At 66.0% G+C, this 20,160-nt stretch carries 20 protein-coding genes; 12 read left to right on the top strand and 8 right to left on the bottom strand.

Going from position 1 to position 20,160, the window contains the following annotated elements; translation table 11 throughout:
* Window positions 1-128: 128 nt before the first annotated feature.
* Together feoB and AC07NK_RS03070 are read right to left on the bottom strand one after the other, a co-directional pair.
* The gene (gene feoB, locus AC07NK_RS03075) at window positions 129-1,973 is read right to left on the bottom strand and encodes a ferrous iron transporter B (RefSeq protein WP_495169092.1); all 1,845 of its coding nucleotides are present in this window, start codon (window positions 1,971-1,973) and stop codon (window positions 129-131) included.
* Complete coding sequence (locus AC07NK_RS03070) at window positions 1,970-2,218, bottom strand: FeoA family protein (protein WP_495169091.1); 249 nt, start codon at window positions 2,216-2,218, stop codon at window positions 1,970-1,972. The genes feoB and AC07NK_RS03070 overlap by 4 nt, the downstream gene beginning before the upstream one ends.
* 112 nt (window positions 2,219-2,330) lie before the next feature.
* Here AC07NK_RS03070 and AC07NK_RS03065 point away from each other — a divergent pair, with 112 nt between their 5' ends.
* Entirely contained in the window at window positions 2,331-3,908 is a 1,578-nt protein-coding gene (locus AC07NK_RS03065) for a lysine--tRNA ligase (protein WP_495169090.1), read from the top strand.
* 3 nt (window positions 3,909-3,911) lie between these two features.
* Here AC07NK_RS03065 and AC07NK_RS03060 read toward each other — a convergent pair whose 3' ends face one another.
* Window positions 3,912-5,387, bottom strand: a complete 1,476-nt coding sequence (locus AC07NK_RS03060; RefSeq protein ID WP_495169089.1) for a DUF389 domain-containing protein — start codon at window positions 5,385-5,387, stop codon at window positions 3,912-3,914.
* 48 nt (window positions 5,388-5,435) lie between these two features.
* Between AC07NK_RS03060 and nhaA the strand changes: the two genes are divergently transcribed.
* From nhaA to AC07NK_RS03045, 3 genes are all read left to right on the top strand, one after another.
* Window positions 5,436-6,716, top strand: a complete 1,281-nt coding sequence (gene nhaA / locus AC07NK_RS03055; RefSeq protein WP_495169088.1) for a Na+/H+ antiporter NhaA — start codon at window positions 5,436-5,438, stop codon at window positions 6,714-6,716.
* Window positions 6,713-7,981: a sigma factor gene (locus AC07NK_RS03050; protein WP_495169087.1), complete on the top strand. Its 1,269-nt coding sequence runs from the start codon at window positions 6,713-6,715 to the stop codon at window positions 7,979-7,981. The genes nhaA and AC07NK_RS03050 overlap by 4 nt, the downstream gene beginning before the upstream one ends.
* A gap of 227 nt (window positions 7,982-8,208) precedes the next feature.
* On the top strand, window positions 8,209-8,613 hold the full coding sequence (locus AC07NK_RS03045) for a DUF2147 domain-containing protein (protein ID WP_495169086.1): 405 nt from the start codon (window positions 8,209-8,211) through the stop codon (window positions 8,611-8,613).
* 30 nt (window positions 8,614-8,643) lie between these two features.
* Here AC07NK_RS03045 and AC07NK_RS03040 read toward each other — a convergent pair whose 3' ends face one another.
* Complete coding sequence (locus tag AC07NK_RS03040) at window positions 8,644-9,573, bottom strand: electron transfer flavoprotein subunit alpha/FixB family protein (RefSeq protein ID WP_495169085.1); 930 nt, start codon at window positions 9,571-9,573, stop codon at window positions 8,644-8,646.
* The gene (locus AC07NK_RS03035; protein WP_495169084.1) at window positions 9,570-10,319 is read right to left on the bottom strand and encodes an electron transfer flavoprotein subunit beta/FixA family protein; all 750 of its coding nucleotides are present in this window, start codon (window positions 10,317-10,319) and stop codon (window positions 9,570-9,572) included. The genes AC07NK_RS03040 and AC07NK_RS03035 overlap by 4 nt, the downstream gene beginning before the upstream one ends.
* Window positions 10,320-10,658: 339 nt before the next feature.
* Between AC07NK_RS03035 and AC07NK_RS03030 the strand changes: the two genes are divergently transcribed.
* Together AC07NK_RS03030 and AC07NK_RS03025 are read left to right on the top strand one after the other, a co-directional pair.
* The gene (locus AC07NK_RS03030) at window positions 10,659-10,943 is read left to right on the top strand and encodes a hypothetical protein (RefSeq protein ID WP_495169083.1); all 285 of its coding nucleotides are present in this window, start codon (window positions 10,659-10,661) and stop codon (window positions 10,941-10,943) included.
* Between the two features lie 213 nt (window positions 10,944-11,156).
* The gene (locus AC07NK_RS03025) at window positions 11,157-11,585 is read left to right on the top strand and encodes a hypothetical protein (RefSeq protein WP_495169082.1); all 429 of its coding nucleotides are present in this window, start codon (window positions 11,157-11,159) and stop codon (window positions 11,583-11,585) included.
* Between the two features lie 63 nt (window positions 11,586-11,648).
* Here the strand turns inward: AC07NK_RS03025 and sucC are convergent, their stop codons facing one another.
* A complete protein-coding gene (sucC, locus tag AC07NK_RS03020; protein ID WP_495169081.1) occupies window positions 11,649-12,848 on the bottom strand; it encodes an ADP-forming succinate--CoA ligase subunit beta in 1,200 nt (399 codons plus the stop codon).
* A gap of 153 nt (window positions 12,849-13,001) precedes the next feature.
* Entirely contained in the window at window positions 13,002-13,307 is a 306-nt protein-coding gene (locus tag AC07NK_RS03015) for a hypothetical protein (RefSeq protein WP_495169080.1), read from the bottom strand.
* A 23-nt stretch (window positions 13,308-13,330) separates the two neighbouring features.
* Here AC07NK_RS03015 and AC07NK_RS03010 point away from each other — a divergent pair, with 23 nt between their 5' ends.
* The gene (locus tag AC07NK_RS03010) at window positions 13,331-13,834 is read left to right on the top strand and encodes a sterol desaturase family protein (protein WP_495169079.1); all 504 of its coding nucleotides are present in this window, start codon (window positions 13,331-13,333) and stop codon (window positions 13,832-13,834) included.
* Window positions 13,831-14,577, top strand: a complete 747-nt coding sequence (locus AC07NK_RS03005; RefSeq protein ID WP_495169621.1) for a sulfite exporter TauE/SafE family protein — start codon at window positions 13,831-13,833, stop codon at window positions 14,575-14,577. The genes AC07NK_RS03010 and AC07NK_RS03005 overlap by 4 nt, the downstream gene beginning before the upstream one ends.
* Window positions 14,578-14,772: 195 nt before the next feature.
* On the opposite strand, the gene AC07NK_RS03000 is transcribed toward AC07NK_RS03005, so the two are convergent.
* On the bottom strand, window positions 14,773-15,708 hold the full coding sequence (locus AC07NK_RS03000; RefSeq protein WP_495169078.1) for a ribose-phosphate pyrophosphokinase: 936 nt from the start codon (window positions 15,706-15,708) through the stop codon (window positions 14,773-14,775).
* 228 nt (window positions 15,709-15,936) lie between these two features.
* Here AC07NK_RS03000 and AC07NK_RS02995 point away from each other — a divergent pair, with 228 nt between their 5' ends.
* From AC07NK_RS02995 to AC07NK_RS02980, 4 genes are all read left to right on the top strand, one after another.
* Window positions 15,937-17,226 carry a 3-methyl-2-oxobutanoate dehydrogenase (2-methylpropanoyl-transferring) subunit alpha gene (locus tag AC07NK_RS02995; RefSeq protein WP_495169077.1) on the top strand — a complete coding sequence of 430 codons (1,290 nt, stop codon included), beginning with the start codon at window positions 15,937-15,939 and terminating at the stop codon, window positions 17,224-17,226.
* Between the two features lie 62 nt (window positions 17,227-17,288).
* Window positions 17,289-18,293 carry an alpha-ketoacid dehydrogenase subunit beta gene (locus AC07NK_RS02990; RefSeq protein WP_495169620.1) on the top strand — a complete coding sequence of 335 codons (1,005 nt, stop codon included), beginning with the start codon at window positions 17,289-17,291 and terminating at the stop codon, window positions 18,291-18,293.
* 5 nt (window positions 18,294-18,298) lie between these two features.
* A complete protein-coding gene (locus AC07NK_RS02985; RefSeq protein WP_495169076.1) occupies window positions 18,299-19,576 on the top strand; it encodes a dihydrolipoamide acetyltransferase family protein in 1,278 nt (425 codons plus the stop codon).
* Window positions 19,576-20,160: an MAPEG family protein gene (locus tag AC07NK_RS02980; RefSeq protein ID WP_495169075.1), complete on the top strand. Its 585-nt coding sequence runs from the start codon at window positions 19,576-19,578 to the stop codon at window positions 20,158-20,160. The genes AC07NK_RS02985 and AC07NK_RS02980 overlap by 1 nt, the downstream gene beginning before the upstream one ends.

Below are 20,160 nucleotides of genomic sequence, written 5' to 3'. Positions count from 1 at the left end.
TGCGGGAAGCGCAGCCCATTTTTAAACTTTGCGCCCTGCAATTCGAGTGGCGCGCAAAGCGATATCAGGAGCGGCGCCAAGGATGACAGCTGCCGCCCGTGTAGGAAAATGGTTTCTGACGTCCGCGGCTAGAGCCCCATTGCCTTGGCCGTCCAATAGGTGATGCCCGCCGCGATATAGGCCAGCGCGAACAGGTAGACGATCATCACCGTCGGCCATTTCCAGCCATTGGTCTCCCGCCGCGCGACCGCGATCGTCGACAGGCACTGCGGCGCGAACACGAACCAGGCGAGGAAGGCGAGCGCTGTCGGCAGCGGCCAGCGCGCCGCAAGCTGAGTACCGAGCGCCTCGCCCTCTTCATCCGTCTCGGCATCGATCGAGTAGACCGTCTGCAGCGCCGACACCGCGACTTCGCGCGCCGCCATCGCCGGGATCACCGCGAGGCTCATCTCATGGTTGAAGCCGATCGGCCGGAGCACGACCTCAAGCCCCGAGGCGATGCGGCCCGCGACCGAATATTCGCTCTGCTTCACGCCCTCGGGCGCGACGGGATAGGAAGCGAGCAGCCACAGAGCGACGGTGACGCCCATGATGATCGTGCCCGCGCGGCGCAGGAACAGCCAGGCGCGCTGCCACAGGCCGATCCACAGGTCGCGGAGCCCGGGAAGCTGGTAGCGCGGCAGCTCCATCATGAAGCCGCTGCTCTTGCCCCTGGTCGCGGTACGGCGCAGCACAAAGGCTGCGGCGATCGCGCCGACGATTCCGAACACATAGAGGCCGAACAGCACCAGCCCCTGCAATCCGATCCCCCAGCCGACGGTCGTCGCCGGGATGAACGCGCCGATGATGACGGCATAGACCGGAAGCCGCGCCGAACAGGTCATCAGCGGTGCGATCAGGATCGTGGTCAGCCGTTCCTTTGGGTCGTCGATCGAGCGCGCGGCCATGATGCCGGGAATCGCGCAGGCGAAGGAGGAGAGCAGCGGAATGAACGCCCGGCCCGACAGGCCGACGCTGGACATCAGCCGGTCCATCAGCAGCGCCGCACGGACCATATAGCCCGACGCCTCGAGGATCAGGATGAAGAGGAACAGAATCACGATCTGGGGCAGGAACACCACCACCGATCCGACGCCGTTGATGATCCCTTCGATCAGCAGGTCGCGCAGGAAGCTTTCGGGCAGGGTCGCCGCGGCGGTTTCGCCCAGCCAGCCCTGGAACCCCTCAATCCAGCCGATCGGCGTTTCGGACCAGGCGAACACCGCCTGGAACATGACGAGCATAATGGTGGCGAGGATCACCGGACCCGCGATCGGGTGCAGCACCACGCTGTCGACGGCGCGGGTGAAGGCGCGGCCGCGCGGCTGATCGGTGATCGCGACCTTTGCGACGCGGCGCGCCTCACGCTGGAAATGGGTGATGTCGGCGTCCGGCGCTTCGGGCGGTGCCGGCCGGGCGCCACCCAGCACGCCGCCGAGCGCGGCGCGCAGATCCTCAAGCCCGCGCTTGCGCACCGCGACGGTGCTGACCACGGGGACGCCGAGTTCGGCCGAGAGCTTGTCGGTGTCGATCGTCAGGCCGTCACGCGCCGCCATGTCGATCATGTTGAGCGCGACCACCATCGGCCGGCCAAGCTGACGCAGCTGAAGCACGAAGCGCAGATGATTTTCGATATTCGAGGCATCGGCCACCACGATCAGCGCATCGGGCAGCCTTTCACCGCCCTGCTTGCCGAGCACGACATCGCGGGTGACCGCTTCGTCGGGGCTGGATGGATCGAGGCTGTAGGTGCCGGGCAGATCGACCAGTTCGACCGGACGCCCGTCGTCGAGCGCCATGCGCCCGGCGTGACGCTCGACCGTGACACCGGGATAGTTGCCGACTTTCTGCCGCGCCCCGGTGAGCGCGTTGAACAGGGCGGTCTTGCCGGCATTGGGATTGCCGACAAGTGCGACGAGCGGGGACTGGTTCATTTCGCGGGCACCGCCACCTGGATCGCCTCGGCGACATGCCGCCGCAGCGCCACGGTCATCCGCCCGATCCGCACAGCGGCAGGACCACCCAGCCAGCCGGTCGCCTTGACCAGCTCGACCTCGACCCCCTCGTCCAGACCGAATTCGCGCAGACGACGCGCCTCCGACGGATCCAGCGAATTCCAGTCAATCGACGCAACCGTCGCAGGTACATTGCGCGCTGCACGCGCCAGGGGAAGACTCATAATGCGAGCGATTATCAACAACGACGAGTAAAGGCCAGCCTCTTCCGCATCATGACCCGATTTCCGGGCGCCCAGCCTTGCAAAACATGCCTGCATCGCGCACCGGCTTGCCATGACCGACTCCGCATTCCGTGACGCTGCTCTCACTTCCAAGGCCTGGCCCTATGAGGAAGCACGCAAGCTGCTGAAACGCTATCCGGATGGAAAGCCCGACGGTTCGCCGGTGCTGTTCGAGACCGGCTATGGCCCGTCGGGGCTGCCGCATATCGGCACGTTCAACGAAGTGCTGCGTACGACGATGGTGCGCCGCGCGTTCGAGACGCTGTCTGACACGCCCACGCGCCTGATCGCGTTCAGCGACGATATGGACGGGCTGCGCAAGGTGCCGGACAATGTGCCGAACAAGGAGATGCTGGCGCAGTATCTGGGCAAGCCGCTGACCAAGGTGCCCGACCCGTTCGAGAAATATGAGAGCTTCGCGCATCACAACAACGCGAAGCTGCGCGAATTCCTCGACCGGTTCGGCTTCGACTATGAGTTCGTCTCCTCGACCGACTATTATACCGGCGGCAATTTCGACGACGCGCTGAAGCTGGTCCTGCGCAGCTACCAGGGCATCATGGATGTGATGCTGCCGACGCTGCGTGCCGAGCGTCAGGCGACCTATTCGCCGGTGCTGCCGATCAGCCCGAAGAGCGGCATCGTGCTGCAGGTTCCGGTCGAGGTTCTCGACCCCGAAACCGGCATGATCGCGTTCGAGGATGAGGGCGAGCGCATCGAGCAGACGATCCTCGGCGGCAAGGCCAAGCTGCAATGGAAGGTCGACTGGGCGATGCGCTGGGTCGCGCTCGGCGTCGACTATGAGATGGCGGGCAAGGACCTGATCGATTCGGTGATCCAGTCGAGCAAGATCGCGCGCGTGATGGGCGGCCGCCCGCCCGAGGGCTTCAACTATGAGATGTTCCTCGACGAAAAGGGCGAGAAGATCTCCAAGTCCAAGGGCAACGGCCTAAGCCTCGATCAGTGGCTGACCTATGGTCCCGACGAGAGCCTTGCTTTCTACATCTATCGCGAGCCGAAAAAGGCCAAGGCGCTGCACATGGGGGTGATCCCGCGCGCGGTGGACGATTACTGGCAGTTCCGCGGCAATTATCCGAACCAGCCGGTCGAGCAGAAGCTCGGCAACCCGGTGCACCATGTCCATAATGGCGACGTGCCGTGCGAGACGCTGCCGGTGACCTTCGGCCTGCTCCTGAACCTCGTCGGGGTGATGGGCGAGGCGAGCAAGGAGCAGGTCTGGGGCTATCTCGCCAACTATGTTCCCGATGCGACGCCGGAGAAGCACCCGGCGCTCGACGCGCTGATCGGCTATGCGCTGGCCTATGGCCGCGACTTCATCGCGCCGACGCTCAATCGCCGTGCGCCCGAGAGGGTCGAAGTGACGGCGCTGCAGCGGCTCGATACCGATCTGGCTGCCTTGCCTGCGGATGCCAGCGCCGAGGATATCCAGAATATCGTCTACGAGATCGGCAAGACCGGTGACTTCGCCGAGCTGCGCGACTGGTTCAAGGCGCTGTACGAGACGCTGCTCGGCAGCTCGCAAGGGCCGCGCATGGGCAGCTTCATCGCGCTCTATGGCATCGAGAACAGCCGCAAGCTGATCGCGGACGCGCTGGCCAAAGCGGGCTGACGCTTACTCGACGGTCGGCGCGAGCCAGCGCAGCCGTGCGGCGTTGCCCGATCCGCTGCCCGCAACGATGCTCGCGCGGACTCCGGCTGCGGTCAGCGCCTCGACCACCGCCGCCGCGCCCGGCCCGGACACGCCGATCGGCAGGTTGAGCCGCTGCGCCCCCCAAATCGCGGTCGCGAGCGGGTCGGGATCGGGCTTGCCCTCACGCAGCGCGACATCGGGCAGCGCCGCGGCGGGCGGAGTCAACATGATCGTCCAGTCGGATGCGCTTGCGGCGACGCGCGCTTCGAGCGTGCGATAAACCCCGATGGCGGCACCGGGCAGCGGCGCGGCTGTGACCACCGCGCGCCGGGCATCGCGATCGATCAGCACCGCGTCGGGCGCAACCCCCGCCACCAGCGCGAGCTGTTCGGCGGTCCGTTCCACCGCCGCATCCGCCGCCGCGACGCGTGAAATCTGCGCAGCGGCAACCTGCGCCGCCTCTGCCTGCGCCCCCGTGCCGACGCGGACCTGTTCGAGCGCCACGTCCACCTCGCGCCCGAACAACCGTTCCAGCGTCACTGCTGCCGTGCGCCCGGCATCCGGACGCAATTGCCGTGTCAGCACCGTCGCGCTGACGCGGAGCGGCGCGTGCGCATAATCGAGCTCGAGCTGGGCGAGGCGCGTACCGGCCTCGAACTGGCCGACGATCACCTCACGCGCCTGGCGCGAGGCGGTCGCCTCCCACGCGATCTGGCGCAGCGCCAGCCCGAGCGGAATCGCGAAGGCGACCAATGCGGCGATCACCAGCACCGTCTGGAGCATCGTCTGCTTGGGTGAGAGCGATGAGCCGAAGCCATAGAGGCGCGCGATCACCGCAGCCGAGATCGCGATGGTGATGAGGTTGGTGAGGAACAGCAGCAGCGCGCCGCCGAACACCGTGCCGTTCCAGGTGGCGAGGCCGAAGCCGACCACGGCGAGCGGCGGCATCAGCGCGGTGGCGATAGCGACGCCGACCACGGTGCCCTCGCGCCCGCGGATCATCGCATAGCCGCCGGCGAGCGCAGAGAAGAGTGCGACGAGCAGGTCGAACAGATTGGGGCGCGTGCGCGCGGCAATCTCCGACGTCACATTCTGGAGCGGCGAGAGCAGCACCAGCAATGCGGTGAAGCCGACCGCGATCACCGTGCCCAGCGCCAGCGCCATGCCCGAGCGGCGGATCTCGTCGCCGTCGAAGGTGGCGAGGCCGAAACCGAGACCGATGATCGGCCCCATCAACGGCGAGATCAGCATCGCGCCGATCACCACCGCGGGGGAAGAGAGCAGCAGGCCGAGCACCGCGATCCCGGCCGACATCAGCACCATGAAGACGTAGCGGCCGTTCCACGCCGCCTCGCCCCGGACCTTTTCGAGTACCCCGGCGTGATCGACCGAAGCGACGACGGTCCCGCGCCACCAGAGCGACAAGGGGTTGCGGCGCGGGCGTGCGGTACTGGCCATAAGCAGAGGTTAGGGACTTTGCCCCCGGCATTCCAGCCGTTAGGCAGGATGCTCACGAAGATGGGGAGCGACATGGCGGGAACGGCGAGGCGCACGGCTCCTTCGGCACTGAGGGCGTTCATGAAGAGCGAGGCGGCAGGGGGCATTCTGCTGATCGCGGCAGCGGCGCTGGCGATGCTGGTGGCGAACCTGCCCGGCCTGTCGGCGGATTATTTCCACCTGCTCCATTGGGAGACCGGCCCGGTGATCAGCCCCAAATACGGGCCGATGACGGTGCATCTGTGGATCAACGATGCGCTGATGGCGGTGTTCTTCCTGCTCGTCGGCCTCGAGATCAAGCGCGAGTTCGTCGACGGCCAGCTGGCCAGCTGGGACGACCGGCGGCTGCCTGTGGTGGCGGCCGCAGCAGGAATGCTTGTTCCGGCACTGGTCTATCTCGGCATCACCGGCGGGGGACCGCTGGCGCCGGGCTGGGCGATCCCGGCGGCAACCGACATCGCCTTTGCGATCGGGGTGCTGGCCCTGCTCGGCAAGCGCGCACCGACGTCGCTCAAGCTGTTCCTTACGACCGTCGCGATCGTCGATGACATGGGCGCGGTCGCGATCATCGCGCTCGCCTATACCAAGAGCCTCGGCTCGCTCGCGCTGGCGGCGGGCGCGCTGGTGCTGGTGGTGATGCATGTCCTCAACCGCAGCGGGGTGACGAAGCTGTGGCCCTATCTGCTGCTCGGCGTCGCGCTCTGGTATTTCGTGTTCCTTTCGGGTGTGCACGCCACCGTCGCGGGCGTGCTGACCGCGATGATGATCCCGATCAAGGCATCGCCGGGAGCGCCCGACGCGGCGGATTCGCCACTGCACATCCTTGAGCATGCACTGGCACCATGGGTCGCATTCGTGATCGTGCCGCTGTTCGGCTTTGCCAATGCCGGGGTGAGCCTGGCCGGGATGTCGCCCGCGATCCTGCTCGCGCCATTGCCGCTTGGCATCGCCGCGGGCCTGTTCATCGGCAAGCAGGCCGGGATCTTCGGCAGCGTGTGGATCGCCGCCAGAACCGGATTTGCCACCCCGCCGAGCCGGGCGACCTGGCCCCAGATCTATGGCGTCGCGATGCTATGCGGGATCGGCTTCACGATGAGCCTGTTCATCGGCGGCCTTGCGTTCCCGGACAGCCCCGAGCTGATCGACGAGGTGAAAATCGGCGTGCTCGCCGGATCGGTGCTGTCGGCGGTCGCCGGTTTCCTGATCCTGCGCTTTGCGCGTCCCTGGAAAAACGACGCGTCGGATGATGCCGACATCACCCGCACCACGGCACAGCAGGACATCGCATGAAGAGAAGCGAAGCGGACGCGCCGGACCTCGCCGCGCTGCTGGAGCTTGTCGCGCGCGGTGACCGCAAGGCGATGGCGACACTGTACGACGCGACCGCATCCGTCCTGCACGGCATCGTCGCGGCGATCACCCGCGATGCCACGGCAGCCGCACAGCTGACCGAAAGCGTCTATCTGCGCGTCTGGGATCGCGCACCGCGCTTCGATCCGGCAGCCAGCGAGGCGCGCGCATGGCTTTCGGCGATCGCCCGCGCCAGTGCCGTCGAGTGGCGCCGCCGCGTGCCCGGCCCCTCCGCCTTTGCTGATGCAGAAGTCCTGCTGTCGGACGAGACACTGCTGACCGGGGAGGCCCCGATCGCGTGGGACACTGCCGCAACCCTGCTCCATTATCGCCTGCGCGCGCTGCCGATCGACGAGCAGGCCGCGATCCGCGCAGCGATGCTGACCGGTGCAACCCATGCCGAGATCGCGCAGGCCGCACTCGCAAACCCCGCGACGATCGAGCGGCGGATCGCCAATGGCCTCGCCGCGCTCGCGCCCGAAGCGGACATCGCGGTGTCGGGCGAACCCGCGCTGGCCCGCGCACTGGCACTGGGCACGGTCGAGGGAAACGCGCGCGCCGCTGCGCTGCGCAAGCAACTTGCCGACCCCACTTTCGCCGCCGAGGTCGAAGGCTGGCAACTTCACCTTGCGCCGATGCTCGAGGCACTGCCCGAGACCGATCCGCCCGCCGAACTATGGGCGCGGATCGACGCGCTGATCGAACTGCGCGAGGGCGACGCGCCGCGCCGCGCCCGGCGGCGGAATATACGCTGGCCGCTCGCGCGCACCACAGCCATCGGGCTGGGCGCGGCGCTCGCCGGCGCGCTGGCGGCAATGGCGATCTTCGTCTTTGCGCTGGGCGGTCTCCAGCCGCGGCCGCCGGGCGCAGCGCCAGTGCTGATCGCGCTGATGGAGGGGCCGGATCGCCGCCCCGATCTGGCAATCCGCTACGATCCGGTCGGGTCAGCGATCCGCGTGCGTGCGCGGCGGTTCGACGCAGTGCAGGGCGTCGCCGATCTGTGGTTGCTGGCAAACGACGGCACCCCGCATTTCCTTGGCCGCGTCATCGGCGACGGCGTCGAGCGCTTCGCGCTCCCGCGCACGACCCAGACGCTGATCGTCGATGGCGCGACAGTGATGGTGACCGTGGTGCCGCACGATCGCGCACGCCGTTCCGAGCCCTCGGGCAAGGTGATCGCGTCGGCGCGCTTCGTGCTGGTATAATTTGAGCGGCGGCGGAACCAATCCGCGCCGACGGACGTTGTTCCTCTGCTTGATCGATGAGAAAGAGCATTGGCGACCCGAACCCTAAACCGGAACGGATCGTCCAGGGAGGCCCGCCGCGAAAGCGACGGGCCTTACTCTTTTCCGCTTTTCCACCGCTGCGATTGTCCGTTCCGGCGCATTCCCGTAGAATGACCGCCCCGGAAATAGCGGAGTTAAGCGGCGCCATGCGTTCGATCGGCACCCTGTTCGCACTCGCCCTCGCCGTATCGGCAGGTCCCGCATTGGCGCGTGACCAGTCCTTCGGCGTGTGGCGAAACCCTTCCAATAGCGTCCATGTCCGCGCCCAGCCCTGCGGCAACCGCATGTGCGGCGTTGTGGTCTGGGCGAACGACAAGGCCAAGGCGGACGCCGCACGCGGCGGCACCGCAAAGCTGGTCGGATCGACGCTGTTTCGCGATTTCGTGCAGGAAACGCCCGGCGTGTGGCGCGGGCGCGTGTTCGTTCCCGACATCAACAAGACATTCTCGGGGACGGTCAGCGTCCTCGATGCCAACCGGATCGAAGGCAAGGGATGCCTGGTCGGGCGGATCGGCTGTCGGTCACAGACCTGGACGCGGATCCAGAAGTAACGGGGCGGCCGCAGCCGCCCCGCCTTTGCTTCAGAGCTTCTCGGTCAGTTCCGGAACGATCTTGAACAGATCGCCGACAAGGCCGAGGTCCGCGACCTGGAAGATCGGGGCGTCTTCGTCCTTGTTGATGGCGATGATGGTCTTCGAATCCTTCATGCCCGCAAGGTGCTGGATCGCGCCCGAGATACCGATCGCGACATAGACTTCCGGCGCGACGATCTTGCCGGTCTGGCCGACCTGATAGTCGTTGGGGGCATAGCCCGCATCGACCGCCGCACGGCTCGCGCCGACCGCGGCGCCGAGCTTGTCGGCGAGCGGATCGATCAGGCCATGGAACTGCTCCGACGAGCCGAGCGCGCGGCCGCCCGAGACGATCACCTTGGCGCTGGTCAGCTCCGGACGCTCCGACTTGGCGATTTCGGCGCCGACGAAGCTCGACAGACCCGAATCGCCCTTGCCCGAAACCGCTTCGACGCTAGCCGAGCCGCCTTCGGCCGCAGCCTTCTCGAACGCGGTGCCGCGCACGGTCAGCACCTTCTTGGCGTCGGCCGACTTGACCGTCGCGATCGCGTTGCCGGCATAGATCGGTCGCGTGAAGGTGTCGGCACTCTCGACCGACAGCACTTCGCTGATCTGCATCACATCGAGCAGCGCAGCGACGCGCGGCGCGATGTTCTTGCCGGTGGTGGTGGCGGGCGCGACGAAGGCGTCGTAGCCGGCCATCAGATCGGCGACGAGCGGCGCGACATTCTCTGCCAGCGCATGACCGTAAGCGGCGTCATCCGCCAGCAGCACCTTAGTGACGCCGGCGATCTTCGCCGCGGCGTCGGCAGCGCCCTGCGCGCCCTGCCCCGCGACCAGCGCGACGACATCGCCCAGCTTACCCGCGGCAGTGACGGCCGAAAGCGTCGCGTCCTTGACGCTGTTGTTGTCGTGTTCGACCCAGACCAGCACGCTCATTTCGCAACTCCCAGTGCCTTGAGCTTGCCGACAAGCTCATCCACATCCGCAACCTTGACGCCGGCCTGGCGCTTGGCCGGCTCGGTGACGCTGACGACGGTGAGGCGCGGGGCCACATCGACGCCATAGTCGGCGGGAGTCTTCTGATCGAGCGGCTTGCTCTTCGCCTTCATGATATTGGGCAGCGAGGCATAGCGCGGCTCATTCAAGCGAAGGTCGGTGGTGACGATCGCCGGGAGCTTGAGCTTCACCGTCTCGAGACCGCCATCGACTTCGCGGGTCACGTCGACCTGCTCGCCCGCGACTTCGACCTTGTTCGCGAACGTGCCCTGCCCCCAGCCGAGCAGCGCGGCCAGCATCTGGCCGGTCTGGTTGTTATCGTCGTCGATCGCCTGCTTGCCCAGGATGATCAGGCCAGGTGCCTCCGCCTCGGCGACCTTCGCCAGCAGCTTGGCGACGCCCAGCGGCTCGACCTTGTCCTCGGCAACGACCAGAATCGCGCGGTCGGCACCCATCGCCAGCGCGGTGCGCAGCGTTTCCTGTGCCTTCTGCTCGCCGATCGAGACCACGACGATCTCGGTCGCCACGCCCTTTTCCTTGAGGCGGATCGCCTCTTCGACGGCGATTTCGTCGAACGGGTTCATGCTCATCTTGACGTTGGCGAGGTCGACCCCCGTCCCGTCGGCCTTCACCCGCGGCTTCACGTTGTAGTCAAGCACTCGCTTGACCGGCACCAAGACTTTCATCGCATTCCTTCCCAACGCATCAGGACCAAATTCCAGGGAGATGAACCGGCGCGCCCCTCCCAAGTTCCCCGGCTTCTAACGCCCGGAGCCCCTTGGGGGCGACGACAAAAACTTGGCCGCCGCGGCCTTGCCCTTCTCCCTGGCAACCCTCGGCGGTCGCTATCACATTTTCGTGGCCCGCTTGGCCAGCATTTTCCGCGCGGGCGCCACCCGAAACCGACATTTTACTGTATCGGGTCTGGCCTTCCATTGTCGTGCTTTCACCATTTTCGCAAGCACGGTATGCAATCTTGCGCGCCGCAAATCTGCGTGCCGTAACGGCAGTTCACTGGTCATTCATTGCCGATCCGCAACGAAGGGGTCGCGATCGAGGAGGAACATATGAGACGCCGCCGCCGCTTTGCGTTCTTGCTTCGCGCCATGGCGATGGTGCCCCCGTCCTTCACAACGATGTGCGGACATCAGGCGCAGACCCCGCCGCCGGCCACCAAACAATCCGAGGCCGCACGCATCGGCGGAATTGCGGTCAAGCGTGACCAGACCCCGCGACAGAGAAGCAAGGTCGAGGTGCCGCCTTCATCATCGGCGCGGGACAGGAGCATCTCGGTGACAATTGCAAAATAGCGTAGCCAATATCTCTATCGACACCCTCCATCGGCAGAATACCGACAGTGATCAGCCGCTAATGCGCGAGAATCACCTCAAATTATACCCGAATTTCGATCGCCCCACATCATCGAAAACCGCCTGATATTGCCTGTCGTTGCATGAGCGGATCGAGTTCATGGGTGGTTCATTACGACTCACTCAGCTTCATCGACAGAAAGGGGAGAGATGATGTCAAATTTCGGTAAGATGAGTTCGGCAACCTCACTGCCGCTGGTGCTGCTCGCGATTGCTGTCGCCTGTCCGGTCGCGGCCGCGCAGGATACGAGCCGGACCAAGACCCCAGCGACCACACCGCAGAAGCCGAGTGGCGCGGTATCGTCGAGCTACGCGCGCTCCGTCCCGGCCAATCCTGACGGAGGGGCTGAAACCGAGGAGACCAGCCCGGCCCAGTCGGAAGCAGCAGCGCGGGACCAGCGAACCTATACCGGCGGGCGCCGCAACGAGGATGCGCCATCGGCTGTCGTGGCGGCGCCCGGCCAACCGATCAAGGGCGTGATCGTCAAGGGCGGTCAGAATCCGCGCCCTAGCGGCGCAGCCGTGCCGGCGCCGACACCCCCTGCTCCGGCGAGGAGCATCAGCGAGAAAGGCGTCAAGTAGCGCTCAGCAAAAAGGGGGGCGCCGGCCAGCACGCCCCTCTTGCTTCTGGCTCGGCAAGCAGCCTCAGGCGGCCTGCTTGACCTCAGCCACGATCTTGCGCGCGGCGTCGCCCAGATCGTTCGCCGGAACGATCGCGAGGCCCGAATTGGCGAGGATGGCCTTGCCTTCCTCGACATTGGTGCCTTCGAGGCGGACGACGAGCGGAACCGACAGGTTCACTTCCTTCGCCGCGGCGACGATGCCCTCGGCGATGATGTCGCACTTCATGATCCCGCCGAAGATGTTGACGAGGATGCCCTTCACCGCAGGATCGGCGAGGATGATCTTGAACGCCGCGGTCACCTTTTCACGGTTCGCGCCGCCGCCGACGTCGAGGAAGTTGGCCGGGAACATGCCATTGAGCTTGATGATGTCCATCGTCGCCATGGCGAGGCCGGCGCCGTTGACCATGCAGCCGATGTCGCCGTCGAGCTTGATGTAAGCCAGGTCGTACTTCGACGCCTCGAGCTCGGCCGGGTCCTCCTCGGTCACGTCGCGCAGCTCGACCAGGTCCTTGTGGCGGAACAGGGCGTTGCCGTCGAAGCCGACCTTGGCATCGAGGACGAGGAGGTTGCCCTGCTCGGTCAGCGCCAGCGGGTTGACCTCGATCTGCTCGGCATCGGTGGCGACGAACGCGTCGTAGAGCGACCTGGCGACCTTGGCGGCCTGCTTCGACAGATCTCCGCTCAGGCCCAGCGCCGCGGCGACGGCACGACCGTGATGCGGCTGGAAGCCGGTGGCGGGATCGACCGAGAAGCTGTGAATCTTCTCAGGAGTCGAATGCGCAACTTCCTCGATGTCCATGCCGCCCTCGGTCGAGACGACGAAGGCGACGCGGCTGGTGGCGCGATCGACGAGGAGCGCGAGGTAGAATTCCTTCGCGATGTCGGCACCGTCGGTGACGTAGAGGCGGTTGACCTGCTTGCCCGCGTCGCCGGTCTGGATCGTCACCAGCGTATTGCCGAGCATGTCGGTGGCGTGCGCACGAACTTCGTCGAGCGAGAAGGCGAGGCGGACACCGCCCTTGGCGTCGGGACCGAGTTCCTTGAACTTGCCCTTGCCGCGGCCGCCGGCATGGATCTGCGACTTCACGACGAAGAGCGGCCCGGGGAGCTTCTTCGCAGCCTCGACCGCTTCCTCGACGGTGAAGGCGGCGTGGCCGGCAGCGATCGGCGCGCCGAACTTGGCCAGCAATTCCTTGGCCTGATACTCGTGGATGTTCATGGGGCAGATCCCTTGCGTTGCAGCAAAATTCGCCCGCCTTAAGCACAGCGGTCCGCGGGAATCAAATACCCTTTCTATGCGATTGACATGCAATTGCAATAATATGGCTCCCGGTACGGGTGACAGCCCGGAAGACCGGTTGTTCGCAGTCCGTTAGCTGCGCCCGAAACCCGTCGCGCAAAGCGCCGCCGAACTGGTCGCGACCGCCACGATTTCCGGATCGCCGAGCGATCGGATGCGGCGCAGGAACTTGTCCACCGACTCGGCTTCGCCTGCCTTGGGCAGGTCGGCGATCCGCATCAGTTGCGCGAGGCTGAGCCGGTCGACCATCCGTTCCGCCATGCACGCGGCGAGCGGGCGCGACAGGCCGGCATTGGCGAGACCGGTGCGCAACCGCGCCTCGGGCACCGCACAGGCGGAGAGGGAAAAGGCGATCAGGAGAAGTGATGCGCTTCGCATGGCGGAGCGCTATATCGCCCGCCATGAACGCCGCAATCGGCATCCTGCTGTTCCTGGCCACCATCGCGCTGATGGAGGGGTTCGCCTATGCCGCGCACCGCTGGGTGATGCACGGGCCGGGCTGGTTCCTGCACAAGAGCCATCATGAACCGCATGACCACGCGTTCGAGCTCAACGATCTCTACGCGGTGATCTTCGCCATCCCCTCGATCGCCTTGCTCTATGCCGGGGTGCAGCTGGGCTGGTGGCCGGGCTTTACCTGGATCGGGGCGGGAATCACGGCCTATGGCGCGATCTATTTCGGGTTCCATGACGTCATCGTCCATCGGCGCATCGGGCACCGCTACGTGCCGCGCTCCCGCTACATGAAGCGCATCATCCAGGCGCACCGGCTGCATCATGTGGTGGAGACGAAGAACGGCACGGTCAGCTTCGGCTTCCTCTGGGCGCCCGCGCCGGAGAAGCTCAAGGCCGAACTGAACGCGCGCGGAAATACCGGTATGCGCGCGCCGGCTATACGCTCCTGATTACCGACCCGCTCTTCTACGCATTGGCGATCCCCGCCGTGGCTTTGCTCGGCCTGTCCAAGGGCGGGTTCGCAGGCGCCGGCGCGCTGTCGCTGCCGATGATCGCGTTCGCCACCGATCCGGTGCAGGCCGCCGCGATCCTGCTCCCGTTGCTGATCGCGCAGGACGTGGTCGGGGTGTGGGCGTTTCGGCGCACCGTCGACTGGTTCGTGCTGGGATGGACGCTGGCCGGCGCGGTCATCGGAATCCTGCTCGGCTATTGGTATGCTGCGAGCGTGTCGCCCGACGCGGTGCTGGCGATGGTTGGCGGGATCTCGATCGCGTTCGGCGCCTATCGCTTGTGGCGCGACCGGTTGGGCGTCGCGGCACCGTCCGACTCGCCGGGCTGGGTCGGCTCGCTGTTCGGAATCGTCTCAGGCTTCACCAGCCAGATCGCGCATGCCGGACAGCCGCCCTGGCAGCTCTGGGTGCTGCCGCGCCGCCTGGCCCGCGACATGCTCGTCGGCACTACCGCGGTCTATTTTGCGCTGGTCAACTGGATCAAGGTTCCCGCTTATCTCGCGCTCGGCCAGTTCACGCGGGAGAATCTGCTGACTTCCGCGGCGTTGCTGCCGGTGGCCATAGCCTCGACCTTTTCCGGGGTGTGGCTGGTGCGACGCGTGGCGCCCGACCGTTTCTATGCCGCCATCTACTGGTTGATGATCGCAGTCGGCGCGGTGCTGGTGTGGAAGGCGCTGGCCTGACGCCAGCCAAAAAAGAGGCCGCGCCTTCTGGAGAAAGGCACGGCCGAGAAAGTCAGGAGAGAGATTTCCGGACCGGGCCTCGGGAGGGACACCTCGGGGAAGGCACCTGAGACCCGCGCTTAATATCCACTAATTAGATAGGATTTGAAGCCAAGTTTCGATTGGCTCCGACAAAGCGGGGCTAATCGGCCGCGATCAGTCGAACAGGCTCGAGACCGAGCTTTCGTCCGCGATCCGGCGAATCGCTTCGGCGATCAGCGGGGCGATGGTGAGATGGCGCGTGTTCTTGGCCTGCTCGACGATCGCGTGGTTGCCGATCGTGTCGGTGATGACGAGCTCCTTGAGCTCCGAACCATCGACGCGCGCGACCGCGCCGCCCGACAGGACGCCATGGGTACAATAGGCGACCACGTCCTCGGCACCGGCGGCCTTCAGCGCCGCGGCCGCGTTGCACAGCGTCCCCGCCGAATCGACGATGTCGTCGATCAGGATGCAGAAGCGGCCGGCGACATCGCCGATGATGTTCATCACTTCCGATTCGCCCGCCTTTTCCCGCCGCTTGTCGACGATCGCCAGCGGCGCATTCTCGAGTCGCTTGGCCAGCGCGCGCGCGCGCACCACGCCGCCGACATCGGGCGAGACGACCATCAGGTTGCGGTCGGAGAAGCGCGCCTTGATATCCTCGCTCATCACCGGTGCGGCGAAGAGATTGTCGGTCGGAATGTCGAAGAAGCCCTGGATCTGTCCGGCGTGCAGATCGACCGAAAGCACGCGGTTGGCGCCCGCGGTGGTAATGAGGTTGGCGACCAGCTTGGCCGAGATCGGTGTGCGCGGGCCGGGCTTCCGGTCCTGACGGGCATAGCCGAAATAGGGGAGCACCGCGGTGATGCGCTTGGCCGACGCGCGGCGCAGCGCGTCGATCATAATCAGCAGCTCCATCAGATTGTCGTTCGCCGGATAGCTGGTCGACTGGAGCACGAACACATCTTCGCCACGGACATTCTCGAGGATTTCGACGAAGATTTCCTCGTCCGCGAAGCGGCGAACATTCGCCTTGGTCAGCGGAATCTCGAGATAGGAGGCGATCGCCTGGGCGAGCGGCAGGTTCGAATTGCCGGCCATCAGTTTCATGTGCGTCTCGCTCCCCAGCGAAGTTTGTCCTTAAACCTCCCCCTTAGGAGGGGATTGCCATCGGGGAAAGGGCCGATTCGCCTATCCGTTCGTCGCACGGTACAATGAAATTCACGACAGTGTTGCTGTCCCATCTCGACTCGCGTATTGAAAGAATATAACGAGGCCTTGAAATCATATTCCGCGCGCCGAAGGGTGACTCGGAGGCCTTATAACGCTGGAGAGAGCATGACCGTGGACGCACCGCGCGCCAATCTGCCGCCGCTCAGCCTGCATGTACCCGAGCCGAAATTCCGGCCGGGCGATGCGGCGGATTTCGCCGAAGTCGATGTGCCGCCGGCGGGTGCCCAGCCCCGCCCCGACACCGCTGCAGCGCCATCCAGCTTCCACGAGCTTGCCTACACATTGGTTCGCGTTCTCGACGAGGACGGCAAAGCCGTCGGTCCGTGGAACCCGCGCCTCTCACCCGACACACTCCGGAAAATGCTACGGGACATGGCGATGGTCCGGGCGTTCGACGAGCGCATGTTCCGCGCCCAGCGGCAGGGCAAGACCAGCTTCTACATGAAGTGCACCGGCGAGGAGGCAGTGGCGATCGCCGCGGCACATGCGCTGGCCAGCGACGACATGTGCTTCCCGAGCTACCGCCAACAGGGCCTGCTGATTGCACGCGGCTACAGCCTCGTTCAGATGATGAACCAGATCTACTCGAATAAGGGTGACGATCTGCAGGGCAAGCAGCTGCCGATCATGTACTCGTCGAAGGAGAAGGGCTTCTTCTCGATCTCGGGCAACCTCACCACCCAATATCCGCAGGCTGTGGGCTGGGCGATGGCGAGCGCGGCCAAGGGCGATACGCGCATCGCCGCGACCTGGTGCGGCGAGGGTTCGACCGCGGAGGGCGACTTCCACTCAGCGCTGACCTTCGCCACCGTCTACAAGGCGCCGGTCATCCTCAACGTCGTCAACAACCAGTGGGCGATCTCGAGCTTCTCGGGCTTTGCCGGTGCCGAGGCGACGACCTTCGCGGCGCGCGCGCTGGGCTATGGCATCGCCGGGCTGCGCGTCGACGGCAACGACGCGCTCGCCGTTTATGCCGCGACTTTGTGGGCGGCCGAGCGCGCACGGACCAATCAGGGTCCGACGCTGATCGAGCATTTCACCTATCGCACCGAGGGGCACTCGACCTCCGACGATCCCACCCAATATCGCAGTGCGGGCGAACCGACCGCCTGGCCGCTCGGCGATCCGATCGCACGGCTCAAGGCGCATCTGATCGCGATCGGCGAATGGGATGAGGAGCGCCACGCCGAACAGGATCGCGAGCTCGCCGAGGAAGTGAAGGCGGCGCAGAAGGAAGCCGAGAAGAACGGCATCCTCGGCCATGGCCTGCACCAGCCGCTCGATTCGCTGTTCGACGGGGTGTTCGAGGAGATGCCCTGGCACCTCAGGGAGCAACGGCAGATGATGATCGACGAGGAAGAGGCGTCGGGCCGTCCGTGGGCGCGTAAGCAATGAGCGAGGCAATCGTGAGCGAAACCGCCGAGCAGGGCGCGAATGAAGCGGGTGCTGGCACCCGCATGAACATGATTCAGGCGATCAACTCCGCGCTCGACGTGATGATGGCGCGCGATCCCGACGTCATCGTGATGGGCGAGGATGTCGGCTATTTCGGCGGCGTGTTCCGCGCCACTGCAGGGCTGCAAGCCAAGCATGGCAAGACGCGGGTGTTCGACACGCCGATTACCGAATGCGGCATTGTCGGCGTCTCGATCGGCATGGGCGCATACGGCCTGCGCCCGGTGCCGGAGATCCAGTTCGCCGACTATATCTATCCCGCGCTCGACCAGCTGGTGAGCGAGGCAGCGCGGCTGCGCTATCGATCGGCGGGGCAGTTCACCGCGCCGTTGACGATCCGCTCGCCCTATGGCGGCGGCATCTTTGGCGGGCAGACGCACTCGCAGTCGCCCGAGGGCATCTTCACCCATGTCTCGGGCGTGAAGACGGTGATCCCGTCGACCCCATACGATGCCAAAGGCCTGCTGATCGCGTCGATCGAGGATAATGACCCGGTCATCTTCTTCGAACCGAAGCGCATCTATAACGGCCCGTTCAACGGCCATTGGGATCGCCCGGCGGAGAACTGGTCGAAGCATCCCGGTGGCGAGGTACCCGAGGGCTATTATCGCGTCGAGCTGGGCAAGGCCGCGATCGTCCGCCCGGGTGAGGCGCTGACCGTGCTCGCCTATGGCACGATGGTGCATGTCGTGAAGGCGACGGTCGAGGAGATGGGCATCGACGCCGAGATCATCGACCTGCGCACGCTCGTCCCGCTCGACATCGAGACGATTGAGGAGTCGGTCAAGAAGACCGGCCGCTGCATGGTCGTCCATGAAGCGACCCGCACCAGCGGCTTCGGCGCCGAGCTGGCCAGCCTCGTGCAGGAGCGCTGCTTCTACCACCTCGAGGCGCCGGTGGAGCGCGTCACCGGCTTCGACACGCCGTATCCGCACAGCCTCGAATGGGCGTATTTCCCCGGGCCGGTCCGCATCGGACAAGCGCTCAAGAAGATCCTGAAGGACTGACCCGCATGGCACGCTTTACGTTTCGTCTGCCGGATATCGGCGAAGGGATTGCCGAGGCCGAGATCGTCGCCTGGCACGTCAAGGTCGGCGATCGCATCGAGGAAGACCAGCAGGTCGCCGACATGATGACCGACAAGGCGACGGTCGAAATGGAATCGCCCGTCTCCGGCGTTGTCGTCGAACTGGCCGGCGAAGTCGGCGATCAGGTCGCGATCGGCGCGGCGCTGATCGTGGTCGAGACCGATGGCGATGTCGCCGAGGTGCCCGAAGCGGCACCTGTTCCCGAGCAAGTCGCGGAGCAGGTCGAGGCGGAAACGCCGGGCGTCGAGGAGGTCGTGGAAACCCCCGCTCCGGTCGCAACACCGGCACCCGCACCGGCGGCCGCACCAGCCCCCGTGGTCGAAGCGCCTGCCGCCTCGCATCGTGACGTCCTCGCCTCGCCTGCGGTGCGCCAGCGCGCCAAGGATCTCGGCGTCGACCTGAGCCAGGTGAAGGCCGAGGGCGATCGCATCCGCCACGCCGATCTCGACGCGTTCCTGCGCTACGGCTCGGCCCAGGGCTATCACGCCCCGCACGCCAGCCGCGCGCGTGAGGACGTGCCGGTCAAGGTCATCGGCATGCGCCGCAAGATCGCGGAGAACATGGCCGCGTCGAAGCGCGCCATCCCGCACTTCACCTATGTCGACGAGATCGACGTGACCGCGCTGGAAGAGATGCGCGCGGACCTCAACGCCAATCGCGGCGCGCGGCCCAAGCTGACCATGCTGCCGTTCGTGATCGCCGCGATCTGCCGCACTCTGCCCGATTTCCCGATGCTCAACGCGCGCTATGACGACGAGGCGGGCGTGGTGACGCGCCACGGCCGCGTCCACATGGGCATGGCGACGCAGACCGATGCGGGGCTGATGGTTCCGGTGATCCGCGACGCGCAGGACCTGAACGTCTGGCAGATCGCTGCCGAGATCACCCGCCTCGCCGAAGCCGCGCGCACCGGTAAGGCCAAGGTGGAGGAGCTCAGCGGCTCGACCATCACCATCACCTCGCTCGGCCCCCTTGGCGGCATCGCGACCACCCCGGTGATCAACAAGCCGGAAGTCGCGATCATCGGCCCCAACAAGATCGTCGAGCGACCCGTGTTCCACGGTGACGAGATCGTCCGCGCCAAGCTGATGAACCTGTCGATCAGCTGCGACCACCGCGTCGTCGATGGCTGGGATGCGGCGAGCTATGTGCAGGCGCTGCGCAAGTTGCTCGAAACCCCCGTGCTGTTGTTCGCCGACTGATGTCCGCGCAATCGCGACTGGCGGTAGCCGTGGGGCTATCGGTTCCGGTCGCGATTGGGCTGTGGCTGGCGCTGGCGCACTGGCTGCCGCCGGTCACCATCGAGCCGATGCGCTTCGCACTGGGGTGCATCGGTGCGGCGGCGCTGCTCGCGTTCCTGCCGGGGATCGAGGCGGTCGCGCATGAGCGGCTGTTCTCGCGCGCGATCGATCCGCTTGCCGGAGCCGATTCGCGGCGGCTGATCGTCAACCAGCGCTATGTCTCGAACACGCTCGAGCAATTCTGGGTGTTTGCGCCCGGGCTGGCGTTGCTCGGCGTCTATGCCGGCGACCTGCGCGCGGTCGCGGCGACCACGATCACCTGGGTGCTCGGGCGCTGGGCGTTCTGGATCGGCTATCACCGCGATCCGGTGCTGCGCGGGATCGGCGCCTCATCACTGGCGCAGAGCCTAATCGTGCTTGTCTGGGGCGTCGGCGCCTTTGGGCATGAACTGGCGGGCTGGCCCGGCGCGGCGGCGCTGGCCGGTCCGTTCGTCGCGATCGAAGCATATCTGTTCGCCGTGCTGCGCAGGCCGCCCGCAGACTGA

Source organism: Sphingomonas sp. GW821-FHT09B04, assembly GCF_059418285.1.
Note: the sequence above shows the minus strand (reverse complement) of the source record. Positions and strands in the feature narration are given on the sequence as shown.

Bases quoted from the DNA above. Each gene is read 5' to 3' on its own strand.
- feoB (WP_495169092.1), bottom strand. From the start codon at position 1,973: ATGAACCAGTCCCCGCTCGTCGCACTTGTCGGCAATCCCAATGCCGGC.
- AC07NK_RS03070 (WP_495169091.1), bottom strand. From the start codon at position 2,218: ATGAGTCTTCCCCTGGCGCGTGCAGCGCGCAATGTACCTGCGACGGTT.
- AC07NK_RS03065 (WP_495169090.1), top strand. From the start codon at position 2,331: ATGACCGACTCCGCATTCCGTGACGCTGCTCTCACTTCCAAGGCCTGG.
- AC07NK_RS03060 (WP_495169089.1), bottom strand. From the start codon at position 5,387: ATGGCCAGTACCGCACGCCCGCGCCGCAACCCCTTGTCGCTCTGGTGG.
- nhaA (WP_495169088.1), top strand. From the start codon at position 5,436: ATGCTCACGAAGATGGGGAGCGACATGGCGGGAACGGCGAGGCGCACG.
- AC07NK_RS03050 (WP_495169087.1), top strand. From the start codon at position 6,713: ATGAAGAGAAGCGAAGCGGACGCGCCGGACCTCGCCGCGCTGCTGGAG.
- AC07NK_RS03045 (WP_495169086.1), top strand. From the start codon at position 8,209: ATGCGTTCGATCGGCACCCTGTTCGCACTCGCCCTCGCCGTATCGGCA.
- AC07NK_RS03040 (WP_495169085.1), bottom strand. From the start codon at position 9,573: ATGAGCGTGCTGGTCTGGGTCGAACACGACAACAACAGCGTCAAGGAC.
- AC07NK_RS03035 (WP_495169084.1), bottom strand. From the start codon at position 10,319: ATGAAAGTCTTGGTGCCGGTCAAGCGAGTGCTTGACTACAACGTGAAG.
- AC07NK_RS03025 (WP_495169082.1), top strand. From the start codon at position 11,157: ATGTCAAATTTCGGTAAGATGAGTTCGGCAACCTCACTGCCGCTGGTG.
- sucC (WP_495169081.1), bottom strand. From the start codon at position 12,848: ATGAACATCCACGAGTATCAGGCCAAGGAATTGCTGGCCAAGTTCGGC.
- AC07NK_RS03015 (WP_495169080.1), bottom strand. From the start codon at position 13,307: ATGCGAAGCGCATCACTTCTCCTGATCGCCTTTTCCCTCTCCGCCTGT.
- AC07NK_RS03010 (WP_495169079.1), top strand. From the start codon at position 13,331: ATGAACGCCGCAATCGGCATCCTGCTGTTCCTGGCCACCATCGCGCTG.
- AC07NK_RS03000 (WP_495169078.1), bottom strand. From the start codon at position 15,708: ATGAAACTGATGGCCGGCAATTCGAACCTGCCGCTCGCCCAGGCGATC.
- AC07NK_RS02995 (WP_495169077.1), top strand. From the start codon at position 15,937: ATGACCGTGGACGCACCGCGCGCCAATCTGCCGCCGCTCAGCCTGCAT.
- AC07NK_RS02990 (WP_495169620.1), top strand. From the start codon at position 17,289: ATGAACATGATTCAGGCGATCAACTCCGCGCTCGACGTGATGATGGCG.
- AC07NK_RS02985 (WP_495169076.1), top strand. From the start codon at position 18,299: ATGGCACGCTTTACGTTTCGTCTGCCGGATATCGGCGAAGGGATTGCC.
- AC07NK_RS02980 (WP_495169075.1), top strand. From the start codon at position 19,576: ATGTCCGCGCAATCGCGACTGGCGGTAGCCGTGGGGCTATCGGTTCCG.